The 14,903-nt window shown below is 74.5% G+C and carries 17 protein-coding genes; 7 read left to right on the plus strand and 10 right to left on the minus strand.

All coding sequences use genetic code 11. The features are described from left to right. Positions 1-150: 150 nt before the first annotated feature. The gene (gene prfB / locus ACI8AG_RS09455; protein ID WP_456587372.1) at positions 151-1,266 is read right to left on the minus strand and encodes a peptide chain release factor 2; all 1,116 of its coding nucleotides are present in this window, start codon (positions 1,264-1,266) and stop codon (positions 151-153) included. 46 nt (positions 1,267-1,312) lie between these two features. Here prfB and ACI8AG_RS09460 point away from each other — a divergent pair, with 46 nt between their 5' ends. Next, positions 1,313-1,603, plus strand: a complete 291-nt coding sequence (locus ACI8AG_RS09460) for a DUF6343 family protein (protein ID WP_456596828.1) — start codon at positions 1,313-1,315, stop codon at positions 1,601-1,603. A gap of 9 nt (positions 1,604-1,612) precedes the next feature. On the opposite strand, the gene ACI8AG_RS09465 is transcribed toward ACI8AG_RS09460, so the two are convergent. Together ACI8AG_RS09465 and cutA are read right to left on the minus strand one after the other, a co-directional pair. Next, positions 1,613-3,430, minus strand: coding sequence for a putative bifunctional diguanylate cyclase/phosphodiesterase (locus ACI8AG_RS09465; RefSeq protein WP_456596829.1), 1,818 nt, complete (start codon positions 3,428-3,430; stop codon positions 1,613-1,615). Between the two features lie 116 nt (positions 3,431-3,546). Next, a complete protein-coding gene (cutA, locus tag ACI8AG_RS09470; RefSeq protein WP_456596830.1) occupies positions 3,547-3,876 on the minus strand; it encodes a divalent-cation tolerance protein CutA in 330 nt (109 codons plus the stop codon). 68 nt (positions 3,877-3,944) lie between these two features. Between cutA and ACI8AG_RS09475 the strand changes: the two genes are divergently transcribed. Further along, positions 3,945-4,181 (plus strand): hypothetical protein, encoded by a 237-nt coding sequence (locus ACI8AG_RS09475; RefSeq protein ID WP_456587368.1) that lies wholly within the window; start codon positions 3,945-3,947, stop codon positions 4,179-4,181. Positions 4,182-4,323: 142 nt separating this feature from the next. On the opposite strand, the gene ACI8AG_RS09480 is transcribed toward ACI8AG_RS09475, so the two are convergent. The 4 genes from ACI8AG_RS09480 to ACI8AG_RS09495 all read right to left on the minus strand — a co-directional run bounded on the left by ACI8AG_RS09480 (position 4,324) and on the right by ACI8AG_RS09495 (position 8,284). Further along, positions 4,324-4,551 (minus strand): hypothetical protein, encoded by a 228-nt coding sequence (locus ACI8AG_RS09480; protein ID WP_456596831.1) that lies wholly within the window; start codon positions 4,549-4,551, stop codon positions 4,324-4,326. Between the two features lie 183 nt (positions 4,552-4,734). Then, the gene (locus ACI8AG_RS09485) at positions 4,735-7,260 is read right to left on the minus strand and encodes an FtsX-like permease family protein (RefSeq protein WP_456596832.1); all 2,526 of its coding nucleotides are present in this window, start codon (positions 7,258-7,260) and stop codon (positions 4,735-4,737) included. Next, positions 7,257-8,018, minus strand: a complete 762-nt coding sequence (locus ACI8AG_RS09490; protein WP_456596833.1) for an ABC transporter ATP-binding protein — start codon at positions 8,016-8,018, stop codon at positions 7,257-7,259. Before ACI8AG_RS09490 ends, ACI8AG_RS09485 begins: the two co-directional genes overlap by 4 nt. Beyond that, positions 8,015-8,284: a hypothetical protein gene (locus ACI8AG_RS09495; RefSeq protein ID WP_456594300.1), complete on the minus strand. Its 270-nt coding sequence runs from the start codon at positions 8,282-8,284 to the stop codon at positions 8,015-8,017. Before ACI8AG_RS09495 ends, ACI8AG_RS09490 begins: the two co-directional genes overlap by 4 nt. Positions 8,285-8,441: 157 nt before the next feature. Here ACI8AG_RS09495 and ACI8AG_RS09500 point away from each other — a divergent pair, with 157 nt between their 5' ends. The 4 genes from ACI8AG_RS09500 to ACI8AG_RS09515 all read left to right on the plus strand — a co-directional run bounded on the left by ACI8AG_RS09500 (position 8,442) and on the right by ACI8AG_RS09515 (position 11,824). Next, positions 8,442-9,707 (plus strand): sensor histidine kinase, encoded by a 1,266-nt coding sequence (locus tag ACI8AG_RS09500; RefSeq protein WP_456596834.1) that lies wholly within the window; start codon positions 8,442-8,444, stop codon positions 9,705-9,707. Next, on the plus strand, positions 9,695-10,348 hold the full coding sequence (locus ACI8AG_RS09505; RefSeq protein WP_456596835.1) for a response regulator: 654 nt from the start codon (positions 9,695-9,697) through the stop codon (positions 10,346-10,348). The genes ACI8AG_RS09500 and ACI8AG_RS09505 overlap by 13 nt, the downstream gene beginning before the upstream one ends. 62 nt (positions 10,349-10,410) lie before the next feature. Then, the gene (locus ACI8AG_RS09510; protein WP_456596836.1) at positions 10,411-11,007 is read left to right on the plus strand and encodes a nitroreductase family protein; all 597 of its coding nucleotides are present in this window, start codon (positions 10,411-10,413) and stop codon (positions 11,005-11,007) included. A 256-nt stretch (positions 11,008-11,263) separates the two neighbouring features. Then, positions 11,264-11,824 (plus strand): hypothetical protein, encoded by a 561-nt coding sequence (locus ACI8AG_RS09515; RefSeq protein ID WP_456596837.1) that lies wholly within the window; start codon positions 11,264-11,266, stop codon positions 11,822-11,824. Between the two features lie 72 nt (positions 11,825-11,896). On the opposite strand, the gene ACI8AG_RS09520 is transcribed toward ACI8AG_RS09515, so the two are convergent. From ACI8AG_RS09520 to ACI8AG_RS09530, 3 genes are read right to left on the minus strand one after another with little or no spacing between them, the layout of a single operon-like run. Then, a complete protein-coding gene (locus ACI8AG_RS09520) occupies positions 11,897-12,364 on the minus strand; it encodes a hypothetical protein (protein ID WP_456596838.1) in 468 nt (155 codons plus the stop codon). Then, positions 12,361-12,882 (minus strand): TadE/TadG family type IV pilus assembly protein, encoded by a 522-nt coding sequence (locus tag ACI8AG_RS09525; RefSeq protein ID WP_456596839.1) that lies wholly within the window; start codon positions 12,880-12,882, stop codon positions 12,361-12,363. Before ACI8AG_RS09525 ends, ACI8AG_RS09520 begins: the two co-directional genes overlap by 4 nt. Continuing rightward, positions 12,872-13,078 (minus strand): hypothetical protein, encoded by a 207-nt coding sequence (locus ACI8AG_RS09530; protein ID WP_456596840.1) that lies wholly within the window; start codon positions 13,076-13,078, stop codon positions 12,872-12,874. The genes ACI8AG_RS09525 and ACI8AG_RS09530 overlap by 11 nt, the downstream gene beginning before the upstream one ends. Before the next feature lie 110 nt (positions 13,079-13,188). Here ACI8AG_RS09530 and ACI8AG_RS09535 point away from each other — a divergent pair, with 110 nt between their 5' ends. Beyond that, positions 13,189-14,628, plus strand: coding sequence for a recombinase family protein (locus tag ACI8AG_RS09535; protein ID WP_456596841.1), 1,440 nt, complete (start codon positions 13,189-13,191; stop codon positions 14,626-14,628). The last annotated feature ends 275 nt before the right edge of the window (positions 14,629-14,903 follow it).

Genomic DNA, 14,903 nt, shown 5'->3' on the forward strand with positions numbered 1-14,903 from the left:
CGCGCGGTAACCGCCGGGTCACCCGGTCACGCACGGTTGAGACCGGCTCCGGATCGCCCGGGAATGTGACCTCGCCGACCGCGCCGGAACGGCCGTCCTCCAGGGGCCCGCGCCGAGCGTGCGAGGCGTAGGGGGAAGGGCGGTCCTTCTTCAGGCGGCGTCGACAGCCTCCTGCTGGCGCCGCCACCGGATGCCGGCCTCGATGAAGGCGTCAATGTCGCCGTCGAGGACGGAGGCGGTGTTGCCGGTCTCGTGCTCGGTGCGGAGGTCCTTCACCATCTGGTACGGGTGCAGGACGTAGGAGCGCATCTGGTTGCCCCAGCTGCTGCCCTCCCCCTTGAGCGCGTCCATCTCCGCCTTCTGCTCCTGCTGGCGGACGACGAGCAGCCGGGCCTGGAGCACCCGCAGCGCGGCCGCGCGGTTCTGGATCTGGCTCTTCTCGTTCTGGCAGGAGACGACGATGCCGGTCGGGATGTGGGTCATCCGGACGGCGGAGTCGGTGGTGTTGACGCTCTGCCCACCCGGCCCCGAGGAGCGGAAGACGTCCACCCGGATCTCGTTCTCCGGGATCTCGACGTGGTCGGTCTGCTCGACGACGGGCAGCACCTCGACACCCGCGAACGAGGTCTGCCGCCGGCCCTGGTTGTCGAACGGGGAGATGCGCACCAGCCGGTGGGTGCCCTGCTCGACCGACAGGGTGCCGTAGGCGTAGGGCACCTTGACCGAGAAGGTGGCCGACTTGATGCCGGCCTCCTCCGCGTAGCTGATGTCGAGCACCTCGGTCGGGTACTTGTGGCGCTCGGCCCAGCGCAGGTACATGCGCATGAGCATCTCGGCGAAGTCGGCGGCGTCGACGCCGCCGGCCTCGGACCGGATCGTCACCAGCGCCTCGCGGGAGTCGTACTCGCCGGAGAGCAGGGTGCGCACCTCGAGCTCGTCGATCGCCTTGCGCAGGTTCGCCAGCTCCTGCTCCGCCTCGGCCGTGGTGGCCTCGTCGCCCTCCTCGGCGGCCATCTCGTGCAGCAGCCCGACGTCCTCCAGGCGTCCGCGCAGCTCCTCCACCCGGCGCAGGTCACCCTGCATGTAGGAGAGCTTCGAGGTGAGGGCCTGGGCGGCCTCGACGTCGTCCCAGAGGTCGGGCGCGGCGGCCTGCTGCTCGAGCTCGGCCACCTCCCGGCGCATGCGGTCGACGTCGAGGACGGCCTCGATCGACTTCAGGGTCGTGTCGAGCTCGTCCAGGACGACGGAGAAGTCAGCGGAGGCCACGTCGACCCAGGGTAGTGCGCCCCCGCCCCGGGTAGGCAGGGATGCCATGACCGATCCGAACCGACCTCGCTCGCGAGAGGACTACGCACGCGGCCTGCCCGACCACCACGACCCCACGGCCGGGTTCGCCGGGGCGCGCCCGGCCCGGTCGGCGCTCACCCTGCGGCTGGCCCTGGCGATCTTCGGCCTCGTGTTCTGCCTGCTCGCCGGTGTGGGTTGGCTGATGGTCGACGACCTGCCCACCTGGCCGGCCGTGCTGCTGTTCATCGCCGCGGCCGTCGCCGTGGTGGACATCGTGGTGATCGTGCGGCGCAAGGCGCGCGGCGAGCCGGGCTGACCGCGGCGGTCAGCCGGAGGTCGGGGGTCCGAGGCCGCGGGCCAGCGCCCCGGCCCCGGTGGGCAGGGGCGCCGGCGGCGGCCCCGCGCAGTGGTCGGCCATCCAGCCGGGGATCTCCTCCGCCGGCATCGGCCGGGCGATGTGGAAGCCCTGGGCGAAGGTGCAGCCCAGCTCGGTCGCCAGGGCCAGCTGCCCGGCGGTTTCGACGCCCTCGGCGAGGGTGCGCATGCCGACCGCCTGCGCCAGCCCGACGACGGCGGCGATGGCGGCGGCGGACTCCCGGGCCCGGCCGGCCACGCCGACGACGAGGCTCCGGTCGATCTTGAGGACGCCGGCCGGGAGCGAGACCAGCTGGCCCAGCGAGGAGAACCCGCGGCCGAAGTCGTCGATGGCGACCTCCACGCCGGTGATCCGCAGCGCGGCCAGCTGGGCGGCCGCCGAGTCGAAGTCGGCGGCCACGCTGGTCTCGGTGAGTTCCACGACCAGCCGCTCGGGCGGCAGCCCCGCCTCGGTGAGAGCCGTGGCGACGTCGGCGCCGAGCGTGCCGGTGGCGAAGTGCTCGGCCTCGATGTTGACGCCCAGGACCAGCGGCAGCCCCGCCGCGGTCCAGACGGTGGCCTGTCGGGCGGCGGTGCGCAGGACCCAGCGGGTCAGCGGGACGATCAGGCCGTGCTGGGCGGCCAGCGGCAGGAACTCCCCGGGCCCGAGCAGCCCGCGGTCCGGGTGCTGCCAGCGCACCAGCGCCTCGACCGCCGAGCAGTCGCCCGTCGCCAGGTGCATCACCGGCTGGTAGTGCAGCACCAGCTGCCCCTGCTCGATGGCCTCGCGCAGCTCACCGGCCAGCTGGAGCCGTTCCTGCACGGCCCGCCGCAGGTCGGGGGTGAACACCCGGATCCCACCGCGCCCGGCCGCCTTGGCGGCGTACATGGCCAGGTCCGCATCCCGGACCAGATCGGTCGAGCGGATCCTGCGACGGTCACCGCGGCCGATGGCGGCGATGCCGATGCTGGCGCCCAGGGTGACCGTGCGCCCCGCCAGCTCGAACGGGACCTCGAGGGCGGCCTGGCACCGGGTGGCGAGCGCGTCCGCCCCCTCGGTGCCGCAGTCCCGGCACAGGATCACGAACTCGTCGCCGCCCAGCCGGCCCACGGTGTCCTGGCTGCGGGTGGCCTCGAGCAGCCGGGCCGACATCTGGCGCAGCAGGTCGTCGCCGACTTCGTGGCCGAGGGAGTCGTTGACCTCCTTGAAGCCGTCGACGTCGAGGAACAGCACCGCGAGGGCCGGGCGGTCGGGCTTCTGCAGCTCCCGGTCGATGAGCTCGTGCAGGTAGGCGCGGTTGGGCAGCTCGGTGAGGTGGTCGTGGCGGGCCTGCCAGGACGAGGCCAGCTCGGCGCGCACCCGCGCGGTGACGTCGGTGTGGGTGACGACGACGTGCCCCTGGTCGCCCACCCGGGTGGCCTGCACGTGGAACCAGAGCCGCCCGCTGCCGGCCGGGCTGGGCAGCGAACGGTCGATCGACACCCGCGAACGTTCGCCGGCGATCAGCTCGCGCAGCTCGGTGATGAGCTCCCGGCCGTCCGGGTCGTCGGCCAGACCGACCGCCTCGGCGTAGTAGTTCGCACCTGGCTGGATCGACTGCCCGTGCTCGAGCCCGGCGGTGACCCAGGCCGAGTTGACCATGACGATCACGCCGTCCGGGTCGAGCAGCACGGTCGGGGACGGCAAGGCGTCGACCACGGCGCCGACGAGCGCGGCGTCCGAGGCGCGGGAGGCGGCACCCTCCCGGCCGTCGAGCGGCAGCCCGCCCTGGCTCACGCCTCGCGCCACGTCTCCTCCGCCGGTCCCGGGGCGCCCGCTGGCGCGCCGCTCGTCCCCTCCATCGGCAGCTGTGATCCCTACCGCAGCCAGCTTCCTCTGTTCTCCCCGGAAAGGGGGAGAGCCAATCAGGACGGGGAGTCGGTCTCCGCTGCGATCCACCGCAGGTAGTCGGGGTTGCCGCCGACCAGCGGGAGGGCGATGACGCACGGGACGTCGTAAGGGTGCAGCTCCCGGGTGCGCGCGACGATCCGGGGCACCAGCGCCCGGCGGGTGTGCAGGGCCACCCGGGCCTCGCTCTCGTCCTGCACCGCCCCCTCCCAGCGGTACACCGACCGGATCGGTGCGGTGTGGTGCCCGCAGGCGGCCAGCCGCTCGTCGACCAGCGTGCGGGTGTAGCCGGCCAGCCAGTCGGCGTCCGCGGCGGTGACCACGACCTCGCAGAACTCCTCGTCCATGCGCGCATCCTCCCCGGGCGCAGGTCGCCCTGCGTGGAACCGGGGGTCGCGGGGGTAGGGGGCCGTGCATGAGCGACGAGATGACGATCCAGGTGGATGGCCAGGAGTACGTGGTGACGCCGGAGGGCGAGGGCCTGCGGGTCGGCCGCCGCGCCGAGGGAGAGGTCACCTGGCTCGAGTCGGTGGACGGCAGCCTGCTGGACGACCAGGCGCGTACCGCCCTCTCGAACGGCGACACCTCCGACGAGTCGCTGCTGCGCGCGGTGCGGGGCGTCGTGCAGGCCGAGGTCGAGCGGGGCGGCTGAACCCGGGGGCGGCCACGGCTGGCCGACCCGACCGGTCGGGTCGGTCAGCCGCCTCGGCGGCCGCCGCCACGCCCGTGCTGCTCCCGCCACCCGCGGGCGGAGTCACGGGCGTGCTCGACCTGGTCGGCCGGCCCCCCAAAGATCACTGCAGGTAGCCGTCGCCTCCGGCCAGCATCGTGAGCACGATCATGGCGGTGAAGACGATCGTCGCCGCGACGACGACGTCGAGGGCGCACAACCAGCCGCGGTACTCCGGGCCGCGCTTCTCCGCGGGCGGGGAGGACCGCACCTCGGCGCGGTCCACGGCCGGACGCTGCCCGACCACAGGCCGCTCCGCCGTGCCCGGACGCTGCTGCACGTCGACGCTCATGACCACTCCCTCTGCTCGGTGGTCGGGCACCAGCGGCGCCCGGACCGGGTCCTCTCCCGGACCCGCTTCCATGCTGGTCGCGGGGAGCGGTCCCGCGAGAGGGCCGAGGGTCCCGACTACCGGGCCGGAGGTCCCTGCCGACGAGGGCCCCGGGGACCGACCGACGTCTCCAGGGCGGTACGGCTATCCCGCGCCGGTCAGCGCCGCCGTCGGTGGCGTGCGCAGCGCCGAGCGGGCCGGCAGCCCGATGCCGGCGACCGCGATCGCGGTGACGACGACGGCCGCTGCGGGCAGCAGCCACCAGGGCCCGGCCGGCCAGGGCCGGTCGAGGAACCCCAGGCCCAGCAGCGCCAGCGGCACGGCCGAGACCAGGACCCCGGCGAGGACGGCGGCGGCCGAGATGAACCCGGCCTCCCACCGCACCATGGCCCGCAGCTGGGCCGGCGTGGTGCCGCTGAGCCGCAGGGTGGCCAGCTCCTCGCGGCGCTGGGCGGTGGCGGCGACCAGCGAGTTGGCGACGCCGAGCAGCACGTAGCCCAGCAGCACGCCGACCACCGCGAGGTTGACCCACGTCTCCGGCGGCACCGCTCGCGCCGTTCCGGCGGCGGCATCGGCCAGCACCAGGCCCGGTCGGGCCGCGACCGCCTCGGCCAGGGCCCGGTCGGCGGCGGCGCTGCCGTCGGTGCGGACCAGGAGCTGGTCGGCGAGGTCGCTGGTGGTGTGCCCGGCGGCCAGGTCCGAGGAGAGGACGACGGCGCCGAGGCCGAGCGTGCGGTCGTAGACGGCGACCACCCGTGCCGTCACCTCGGCACCGTCACCGAGGGTGAGCCGCACCCGGCTGCCGACACCGGCGTCGCGGGCGCGCGCCGCCTCGGTGCCCAGCGCGACCGTGTCGCCGGTCAGCCCGGCCAAGCTGCCGGCCCGGACGTCGAGGTCGAGCACCTCGGGCGCGGCGGGGGTGAGCACCAGCGCACCCTGCGGTTCGACAGTGACCTCGCCGAGCAGGCGCTGCGACCACAGCACCGCGGTGGTGCGCACGGGTGCGGCCGCCTCGACGCCGGGGGTGGCCCGCACGGCGGTCAGCGCGTCCTCGGGGATGCCGCCCAGCGCCGGGGCGACGACCTGCGCGGTGGCCAACGTGGCCTCCTCGGCCTCCCCGGTGACGGCGGCGGCCACCGTGGTGTGCGAGGAGGTGTAGGTCAGCGCGAGCACCACGGCCATCGCCAGCGTGGTGACCGCGCCGGCCGAACGCAGTGCGTACCCGTGCAGGTTGGCCACCGCGAGCCAGGTCGGCGCGGAGGTGCTCGCCGGGAGCCGGCGGGCCAGCCCGCCGGTGACCCGGCGCAGCAGCACCGGCCCGGCCAGCGCCAGACCGATGGCGCCGACGATGCCGGCCAGCGACGTGCCCGCCGCACCGAGCTGCGAGCGCAGGAGCAGCGGCAGCACCGCGAGCGGAAGGGCGGCCACCAGGAGCCCCAGGCCGATCCGGGTGCGCACCGCCGACGGCACCGCCGGCCCGGTGCGGCTCTCCCCGAGGGCGGCGGTGACCGGCGCCCGCGAGACCCGCCACGCCGCGCCGCGGGCCGCGATCTGGACGACCAGGAGCAGCAGCAGCGTGGCGGCCAGCGCCGGCAGCGGGCTCCACGTGAGCGGCAGCTGCTCGGGGATCAGGCCCGTGCCGGCCAGGAGCCGACGGAACCGGTCGGCGAGCAGGTAGCCCAGCGCGATCCCGGGGACCAGCGCGACGGCGGCGGCCAGGCCGGCCTGGGTCGCGACCAGCCTGCGCACCTGCCGCGGGGTGGTGCCGACCGCGCGCAGCAGCGCCAGCTCGCGCCGCTGACCGGCGATCGACACCGACAGCGCGCCGGCGATGACGAACCCGACGACGAGCAGCGGCACCCCGGCCAGCGAGGAGGCCAGCGCGACGAGGAGGCTGCGGGCGGCGGCTGCCTCGGGCAGCACCAGCTCCCCCCGGTCGCCCCCGGTCGCCACCTCCAGGCCGGCGTCGGCGACCTGCGCGCGCACGGCGTCGGCGACCCGGTCCGTGGCGCCCGGCTCGACCCGCAGGCCGACGAGGTCGACGGTGCCGGTGCGCCCGGCCAGCCGTGCGGCGACGTCGTCGGCGAACAGCACGCCCGCGCCGGCCGGCCCGGCCACCGCCGTCACCCGGTACTCCGCCGTCCGCCCCGCGGCGACGACGCGGACCGGATCGCCCGGTTCGAGGCCGGCGGCCGCGGCCACGGCCGGGTCGACGGCGACCTCGTCCGAGCCGACCGGCGGCCTGCCCCGCACCTGCCGGTCGGGCAGCAGCTGCAGCGAGCTCCAGCCGTGGCCCACGGCGGCGGGGGCGTCGCCGCCGACCACGTCGCCGTCGTCGGTCAGCACGGCGGCCGGGAACGCGAGGTCGCCGGCGGCGGCGGTGACGCCGGACAGACCGGCGAGGCGGCCGGCCAGGTCTGCGGGCACGCCGGCCCGCTCGGGCAGCGCGACCGGCAGCTCCCCCGACGACCGCACCGTCTGGTCGGCGGCGACGAGCACGTCGGCGGCGGCCAGCCGGTCGACCGGCAGCTCCGAGCGCAGGCCGGACTCGGCCAGCACCCCGGTGCCGGTGACGATGGCGGCCCCGCCGAGCACCGCGCAGACCACCGCGACGAGCGCGGCCAGCCGGCGGCGGGTCATCCGGAGGGCGATCGCGAACACCGGGCTCACCGCCCCAGCTCGGCGAGGCGGGCGGCCAGCCCGGCGGCGGCCGGGGCCTCGTGCGTCTCGACGACCCGACCGTCGGCCATCACCACCGCGCGGTGGGCGCGGGCGGCGGCGGCGGGGTCGTGGGTGACCATGACGACGGTCTGGCCCAGCTCGTCGACCAGGTCGCGCAGCAGCCCGAGCACCTCGCCGGCGCTGCGCAGATCCAGCGCGCCGGTGGGCTCGTCGGCGAAGACGACGGCGGGCCGGGCCACGAGCGCCCGGGCGATCGCTGCGCGCTGCTGCTGCCCGCCGGAGAGCTCGGTCGGGCGGTGGCCGAGCCGGCCGGTCAGCCCCACCCGCTCGACCAGGGAGTGGACCCACTCGTGGTCCAGGCGCTGCCCGGCCAGCCGCAGCGGCAGGGTGATGTTGTCCGCGACGGTCAGGGCCGGCACCAGGTTGTAGGCCTGGAACACGAAGCCGATCCGGTCGCGGCGCAGCTCTGTCCGGCGGGTCTCGTCGAGCCGGCCGATCTCCGTGCCGTCGAGCAGCACGTCGCCGGCGGTGGGGGTGTCCAGGCCCGCCGCGCAGTGCAGCAGGGTGCTCTTGCCCGAGCCGGAGGGGCCCATCACCGCGAGGAAGGAGCCGCGCGGCACGGCGAGCGTGACGTCGTCGAGGGCCCGGACGCCGTTGGGGTGCACCTTGGTGACCCCGTGCAGCGCCACGGCGGGCTCCTGGGGCGCGGCCGGGTCGGTGCCCGGCCGGCGCAGGGCGGCGGTCATCGCCGGCGGACGTGCAGGGTGATCAGCGCGGCGACGCAGCCGGCGGTGACCACTCCGGAGACGATGCTGGCCACCAGGGGCAGCACGCCGAACGACGCGAGCGCGTTGACGGCGACGCTCAGGGCCAGCAGCAGCCACAGCGCGGTCCGCAGGCGCCCGCCGTCCCCGGCGGGCCGGTACGGCGGGGGGTCGTACCGGGGCGGGATGGGGTGGCCGTCGGGAGTGGGGGACGGCGAGGTGTCGTCGAGGCGGTAGGGGTCGGGCACGACGGGCTCCTGGAGGTCGCGGGATCGGTACGTGATCGATCCTCGGGACGGCGCGGCGGCCTGCCGATCCCCTGACCTGCCCGTTCGAGGTACAGCAGGCTGTACTCCTGCGGTTCGGGTGCTGACGGCGAGGCCCCGGTGCTCCTAGCGTTCGGGGGTGCCTTCCGCTCCCCCGCCCGTCGCGCCGGCTCCCGCGGCCGCGCGTGGGCTGCGCCCGGCGGCGGTCCGGGCCGGCCGGGACACCTTGGGTGCGCTCGAGCAGCTCGGCGGCGGGCTCGGCACCTCGCTGCTGGCACTGGTCGTGCTGCTCTGGGTGCTCGTCGTCGCCCTGACCTGCCTGGTCGGCATCGGCGTGCTGCTGGTCCCGGGGGCGCTGCGGCTGGTGCACGCGCTGGCCGACCGGGAGCGCGCCCGCCTCGCCCGCTGGGGCCCCGACGTCCTCGGCCCCGCCGCGGCGCCCCGGTCGCCGTTCGACCCGGCGGCCCGGCGGGAGCTGGCCTGGCTGGCCGGGGCGGCGACGGTCGGGCTGGTGTGGACGCTGGTCGGGGTCGGGCTGCCCGTCTACGCGGTGCGCGACCTGACCTTCCCGCTGTGGTGGCCGCTGCTGCCGCCGGGCGAGGCGAGCCGGCCGTGGTGGTGGTCGGTCGACACCTGGACCGGCGCGGCCGCCGTGGCGCTGCTCGGGCTCGGCTGGGCGGCGCTGACCGTCGGGGCGACCCAGGGGATGGCCCGGCTGCACGCGCGGGCGGCGCGGCGGCTGCTGTCCGCACCGCCGGGCACCGACCTGTCGCTGCGGGTGGCCGAGCTGACCGCCACGCGGGCGGCGGCGCTGGACGCGCACGTGGCCGAGCTGCGGCGCATCGAGCGGTCTCTGCACGACGGCACGCAGAACCGGCTGGTGACGACGACCGTGCTGCTCGGTGCGGCCCGCCGCTCGTTGGGGCGGGATCCCGCGGCCACCGAGGAGCTGCTGGAGCGGGCCCAGTACGCCGCCGAGCAGGCGCTGGCCGAGCTGCGGTCGGTCGCCCGCGGGATCCTGCCGCCGGTGCTGGTCGACCGCGGGCTGTCCGGCTCGCTGAGCGGGCTGGCGGCGGCCAGCCCGGTGCCGTGCACCGTGGACGTCGACGTCCCGGTGCGGTGCCCGGCGTCGGTGGAGGCGACCGCCTGGTTCGTGGCCGCCGAGGCGCTGACCAACGTGGCGCGGCACAGCGGCGCCACCGCGGCGCGGGTGACGGTGCGCCTGAACGAGGGCCGGCTGCACCTGGCGGTGACCGACGACGGGCGCGGCGGGGCGGTCGAGGGCGGCGGCTCCGGGCTGACCGGCGTGCGCCGGCGGGTGGAGGCGCACGACGGGGAGTTCACCCTGACCAGCCCGCCGGGTGGGCCGACGACGCTGGAGGTGGCGCTGCCGTGCGGATCGTGATCGCCGAGGACGACGCGCTGCTGCGGGAGGGGCTGGCGCTGCTGCTGCGCGCCGAGTCGCTGGACGTCGTGGCGACGGCGGACGGGCCGGACGGGTTCCTGACCGCCGTCGACGAGCACCGCCCGGACGTGGCGATCGTCGACGTCCGGATGCCGCCGACGCACACCGACGAGGGCGTGCGGGCCGCGGTCGAGGCCCGGCGCCGGCAGCCTGAGCTGGCGGTGCTGGTGCTGTCGGCCTACGTGGAGCAGGCGTTCGCCACCGAGCTGCTGGCCGGCGGGGCGCGGCGGCTGGGCTACCTGCTCAAGGAGCGGGTGGGGCGGGTGGAGCAGTTCCTCGACGCGCTGCACCGGGTCGCGGAGGGCGGGACGGCGATCGATCCCGAGGTGGTGGCCCAGCTGCTCACCCGGTCGCGTCCGGACGCCGGGCTGGACCGGCTCAGCGCCCGCGAGCGGGAGGTGCTCGCGCTCATGGCCGAGGGGCTGGGCAACGCCGCGATCGCCGCCCGGCTGGTCGTCACCGACGGAGCGGTGCACAAGCACATCCGCAGCATCTTCGCCAAGCTCGACCTGCCGCCGACCGACGCCGCCGACCGGCGGGTCACCGCGGTGCTGCGCTACCTGGACGCGGTCCGCCGCTGAGCCCGTCGGCCGGGTGACCGACCGCACGGAAGATCGAACCCTCGACTCGGGCTGTCGATGGCATGAGCGCCTGCAAGACCGCCGTCACCGCCGTGCCCCTGCACCCCCTGCTGGCCGGGCGGTGGAGTTCTCGGGCCCTGGATGCGGCGCACGAGCTGACCGACGCGCAGCTGACCGCGCTCCTGGAGGCCGCCCGGTGGGCGCCGAGCGCGAACAACAGCCAGCCGTGGCGGTTCGCGGTAGCCCGGCGTGGGACGCCCGAGTTCGCGGCCGTCCAGGACGCGCTCGCGCGGGGCAACCGGGTGTGGGCGCATGCGTCGTCCGCGCTCGTCGTCGTCGCGGCCGAGACCGCCGGCCCGGACGGCGCCCCACGCCCGTGGGCCGTCTACGACACCGGGCAGGCGGTCGCGCACCTCACCGTGCAGGCCGAGCACGAGGGCCTGGCGGTGCACCAGCTCGGCGGTTTCGACCGGGAACGGGTCGCCGCGTTGCTCGACCTGCCGACCGCCGTCGTTCCGCTCGTCGTCCTGGCGCTCGGCCGCCGCGATGCCGAGGCGGAGCTGCCGGAGGCGCTGGCCGCCCGCGAGCGGGCGGCGCGCGAGCGGCTGCCGCTCGACGCCCTGCTGATGCTCGTCCCTGCCGACTCGGCAGGCCGCTGAACCCTGGGGGCGCGCGCCGGCCTCGTGCCGCTGGGAGTGGCCATCGGCCTCAGGCCTCCCCCCGGCTCGCAAGCACGCCACCACATGCCTCCGTCGAGTGAGCTGTCGGCTCTCGTGTTGCGCGCGCCGTCGCGGAGCGGGACGGTGACCACCGCCGCCCGGTCGTAGGCGTCGTTCATCGCCGACCTCGACTCGCGGTACACACCCACACGGTGGACCGGTCCAGGACTCGGCCACCACGAGGAGAGGGGCACCCATGCCCAAGCCCAATCCGTTCACCGTCCCAGTGACGATCGACGTCCTGTCGTACGACGCGCTGTGCAGCCTCGCGACGGAACTCGAGTTCTGCGATCCCGTCGACCTGGGGCCCGGGCCGTTCGTCTACGTGCTCGTCGACCCGCGCGGCGGCACTCACTACCCCGGGAAGAGCGACGCGCAGGGAGCTCCCGCCGGCCGCCGGGCCATGGCGTACCCCAAGTGGATCGCTGACTACTACTCCGAGTTGGCCTCTTCCGGCCGGCCGGACCCCATGGTCGACCCCGGGACCGGCGACCTGGGCCTCGCGTGGTGGTCGCCGATCATCCGCTACGCCGCCCGCTACGGCCTCACCGTCAAGGCTGCGTCCGTCGACGGCACGGACGCTTCGGCACCGGAGTGGGAAGCGCGGATCAAGGCGCTGGGCGGCAGCGTCGCCGCGCTTGAGTCCATTGTGGGCGGGAGCGGCTGGGAGGCCAAGGACGGCACCCTGCGGGGGAATGCCTACGCGTGGGCGATCGAGCGACTGGAATCGCGTCGGGGCGCCGACCCGACCGAGTAGCTCTAGCAGCTCGGCCCCGCTGGGCCGCCACCCGACGTGTGCGTGGGGTGGCGGCCCGTCGACTGCGCTCCCTCAGCCGTCGACGTAGCGGTCGCGCTCGACGACGAACTGACCGGTGGCGGTGTTGGCGTCGACGAACTCCGGCAGCAGCGGGATCCGCACCGTCACCGTCACGCAGACCGAGAACTCCTCCCCCGGCGCCAGCGTCGGGGTGTAGCTGCCCGCCGCCTCGCACCCGGCGCCGGCCGGGGCGTACGCCAACTGCAGGTCGGTGGCCTCGATCGACTGGTCGGCCACCGCCAGCTGCGCCGCCCGCAGCGCCCGCTCCTGCCCCGTCACCGGGTCCGGCGCGGTGCCCATCGCCCGCCCCGCCTCCCGCGCCGCGGCCTGCGAGGCGAACACCCCGCGCTGCACCGCCGAGAACCCCGCCACCACGTAGACCAGCGGCACGAACACCACCAGCGCGACGAACACGAACTCCACCAGCGCCGACCCGCGCTCACCCTCGACCTGCCCGAGACGGGCGCGCAGCCACCTCACCCGGCCTCCTTCATCGCCCGGCCGGTGACCTCCAGCGGCAGCAGGTTCCCCAGGGCCGCCAGCAGCGAGGGCACCGACCCCGAGCAGCGCACCACCACCAACGTCGCGCCGGAGGGGTCGCCCTCCTCCCCCGACGTGCACGCCAGCCCGCGCGCGGTCTGCTCCGACGTCGCACGCGCCACCACCTCCACCGTCCGCGCAGCGCCGTAGGCGGAGTCGACGTCGGCGGCCGCCGCGTACCGCGCACCCTCCTGCGCGCTCGCCGTCACCACGTTGCGCACGTGCACGTACACCGCCACCTGCAGCACCGCCAGCAGCAGCGCCACGATCAGCAGCGAGACCAGCACGAAATCGACGACGGCGCTGCCCCGCTCCCGATGACCCTCCGGCCCCTCTGCAGGGGCCCGCGCCGGGCTCGCGAGCCGTGGGAAGGTGAGCTGATGGAACGGCCTCGCCGCAGGGTCCCGCGGCGAGCCTGCGAGCTGCGGGGGGCGGCGAGGTTCTTCTTCAGCCGGCATTCGTGACCGACGTCAGCGCGTTCGTCACCGCCTCGACGATCGCCGCGCGGAACGGGATCAGGATCGCCAGCACCAGCGCGGCGGTCATCACGGTGATCATCACCCAGCCGGGCACGTCGCCCCGCTCGGGATCCTCGCCGCGCAACCGCTCGACCAGGGCGACGAGGGTCGCGGAGATGAGGGCGTAGGGACGCATGAGGGCTTCCTTTCCGGTTGTCCGCAGGCTCACTGCGCCAGCGAGACGATGCTGATCAGCCCCGGGAACAAGGCGAACGATCTGTGCTCATAACCGGGTAGGTTGTCTTCGTGGACGACGTCATGAAGCGCGCAGTGATCTACACCCGCGTCTCCCGCGACGACACGGGGGAGGGCAAGTCGAACGCTCGTCAGCGCGAGGACTGCGAGAAGCTCGCAGACCTCCGCCGCTGGAAGGTCGTCGCGGTCGAGGAGGACGTCTCGATCTCCGCGTACGGGAAGAAGAAGCGCCCCGCCTGGGAGCGGGTCCTCAACATGGTCGAGACCGGCGAAGTCGACGTGGTGGTCGCGTGGCACTTCGATCGCATGACTCGCAACATGGTGGAACTCGAAGAGCTCATCGTCCTCGCCGACAACCACGATGTCGGGGTCGCCACCGTGTCCGGGGACATCGACCTCACGACCGACATGGGGCGCATGGTCGCCCGCATCCTCGCAGCGGTAGCCCGAGGCGAGGTGGAGCGTAAGGGAGCGCGCCAGCGTCGGGCGAACAAGCAACGCGCCGCCGAGGGAAAGCCCTGGCAGAGCGGCTGGCGAGCCTTCGGGTTTGAGAAGGACGGCACCCTCGTCCCCGAGGAGGCCGAACTCATCAGGGAGTCGGCTGAGCGGGTACTCGACGGCGAACCACTGAGGGCCATCGTTCGACACTGGAAGGACCTGGGGATCACTACTCCTCGCAGTTCCAAGGGAGTTGACGGCTGGACGCACAACGGCGTACGGAAGATCCTGCTCAACCCACGAAACGCCGGCCTTGCGACCTACCACGGCGAGGTCATCGGCAAGGGAACTTGGGAGCCAATCATCTCCGAGGAGACGCACACGCTCCTCGTCGCCAAGCTGACCAACCCCGCACGGCTGACCCGCACGAAAGCCCCGTCGCGTGGCCGAGCCGCTGAGAACCTGCTGACCGGCATCGCCCGGTGCGCCACCTGTGGCGAGACCGTCAACGCGGGCAGCGGACACAAGGGCCGACCGATCTACCAGTGCGCGAGCTACCACGTCAGCACGCCCCGCGAGGAGGCCGACAACATGGTCGTCAACGCATTCGCCATAACCGTGGCGACGATCCGTCCTGGCGGCCTCATGCCGATCCCCGACGCGGACACCCCAACCGAGCTGTGGCAGGAAGCCGAGCGCCTGCGTGCCCGGCTGACCTCACTGTCGGACTCCTTCGCGCGCGGGGGCATCACCATCGAGCAGTTGGAGACGGCGACCGCCTCGCTGAACGCGCAACTCTCCGAGGTCGAGCAGGGGATCGCCGAGAGCGACGCCGCTCCCCGGCCGCCCTACGAGCTACGGAGCGAGAGCGTCCACCGCTTCTTGGATCTGAGCATGGACCGGAAGCGCCAAGTGCTGGAGCAGCTCGCGAAGATCACGCTCCACCCCAAGGGAAGGGGACGGCGGAACGTGCCCATGCAACAACAGGTGACGATGCATCTGAAGGTCGGCGACCGCCTGATCCCGGCCCTCGACGAGCGCCCCAGCGACTGATCAGTCGGGCTCACACACTGCGCGCGACGCGCCATGCGCCGTGATCTACGTCACTTCTAGATCCTTCGGCGACGGCCGCACTGATCGACAGCAGAGGTCGTCGAGGACCTGCCCAGACGCAGCAAGCAAAGAGCCAACAGGCGACAACAGTGAAGCCTCCTACTGGCCACAAGAGTCGTCCACCGAAGATGCGTCTCGACCAGCAGGTCCGACGCTTCCACAGGGGTTGGACTTACGCCTCAACGAGCCGAGTTTTGAGTCGACTTTGGCCGACC

It is taken from the genome of Blastococcus sp. SYSU DS0552 (assembly GCF_054050815.1).

Bases quoted from the DNA above. Each gene is read 5' to 3' on its own strand.
- ACI8AG_RS09460 (WP_456596828.1), top strand. From the start codon at position 1,313: ATGACCGATCCGAACCGACCTCGCTCGCGAGAGGACTACGCACGCGGC.
- cutA (WP_456596830.1), bottom strand. From the start codon at position 3,876: ATGGACGAGGAGTTCTGCGAGGTCGTGGTCACCGCCGCGGACGCCGAC.
- ACI8AG_RS09475 (WP_456587368.1), top strand. From the start codon at position 3,945: ATGAGCGACGAGATGACGATCCAGGTGGATGGCCAGGAGTACGTGGTG.
- ACI8AG_RS09480 (WP_456596831.1), bottom strand. From the start codon at position 4,551: ATGAGCGTCGACGTGCAGCAGCGTCCGGGCACGGCGGAGCGGCCTGTG.
- ACI8AG_RS09490 (WP_456596833.1), bottom strand. From the start codon at position 8,018: ATGACCGCCGCCCTGCGCCGGCCGGGCACCGACCCGGCCGCGCCCCAG.
- ACI8AG_RS09510 (WP_456596836.1), top strand. From the start codon at position 10,411: ATGAGCGCCTGCAAGACCGCCGTCACCGCCGTGCCCCTGCACCCCCTG.
- ACI8AG_RS09515 (WP_456596837.1), top strand. From the start codon at position 11,264: ATGCCCAAGCCCAATCCGTTCACCGTCCCAGTGACGATCGACGTCCTG.
- ACI8AG_RS09525 (WP_456596839.1), bottom strand. From the start codon at position 12,882: ATGCCGGCTGAAGAAGAACCTCGCCGCCCCCCGCAGCTCGCAGGCTCG.
- ACI8AG_RS09530 (WP_456596840.1), bottom strand. From the start codon at position 13,078: ATGCGTCCCTACGCCCTCATCTCCGCGACCCTCGTCGCCCTGGTCGAG.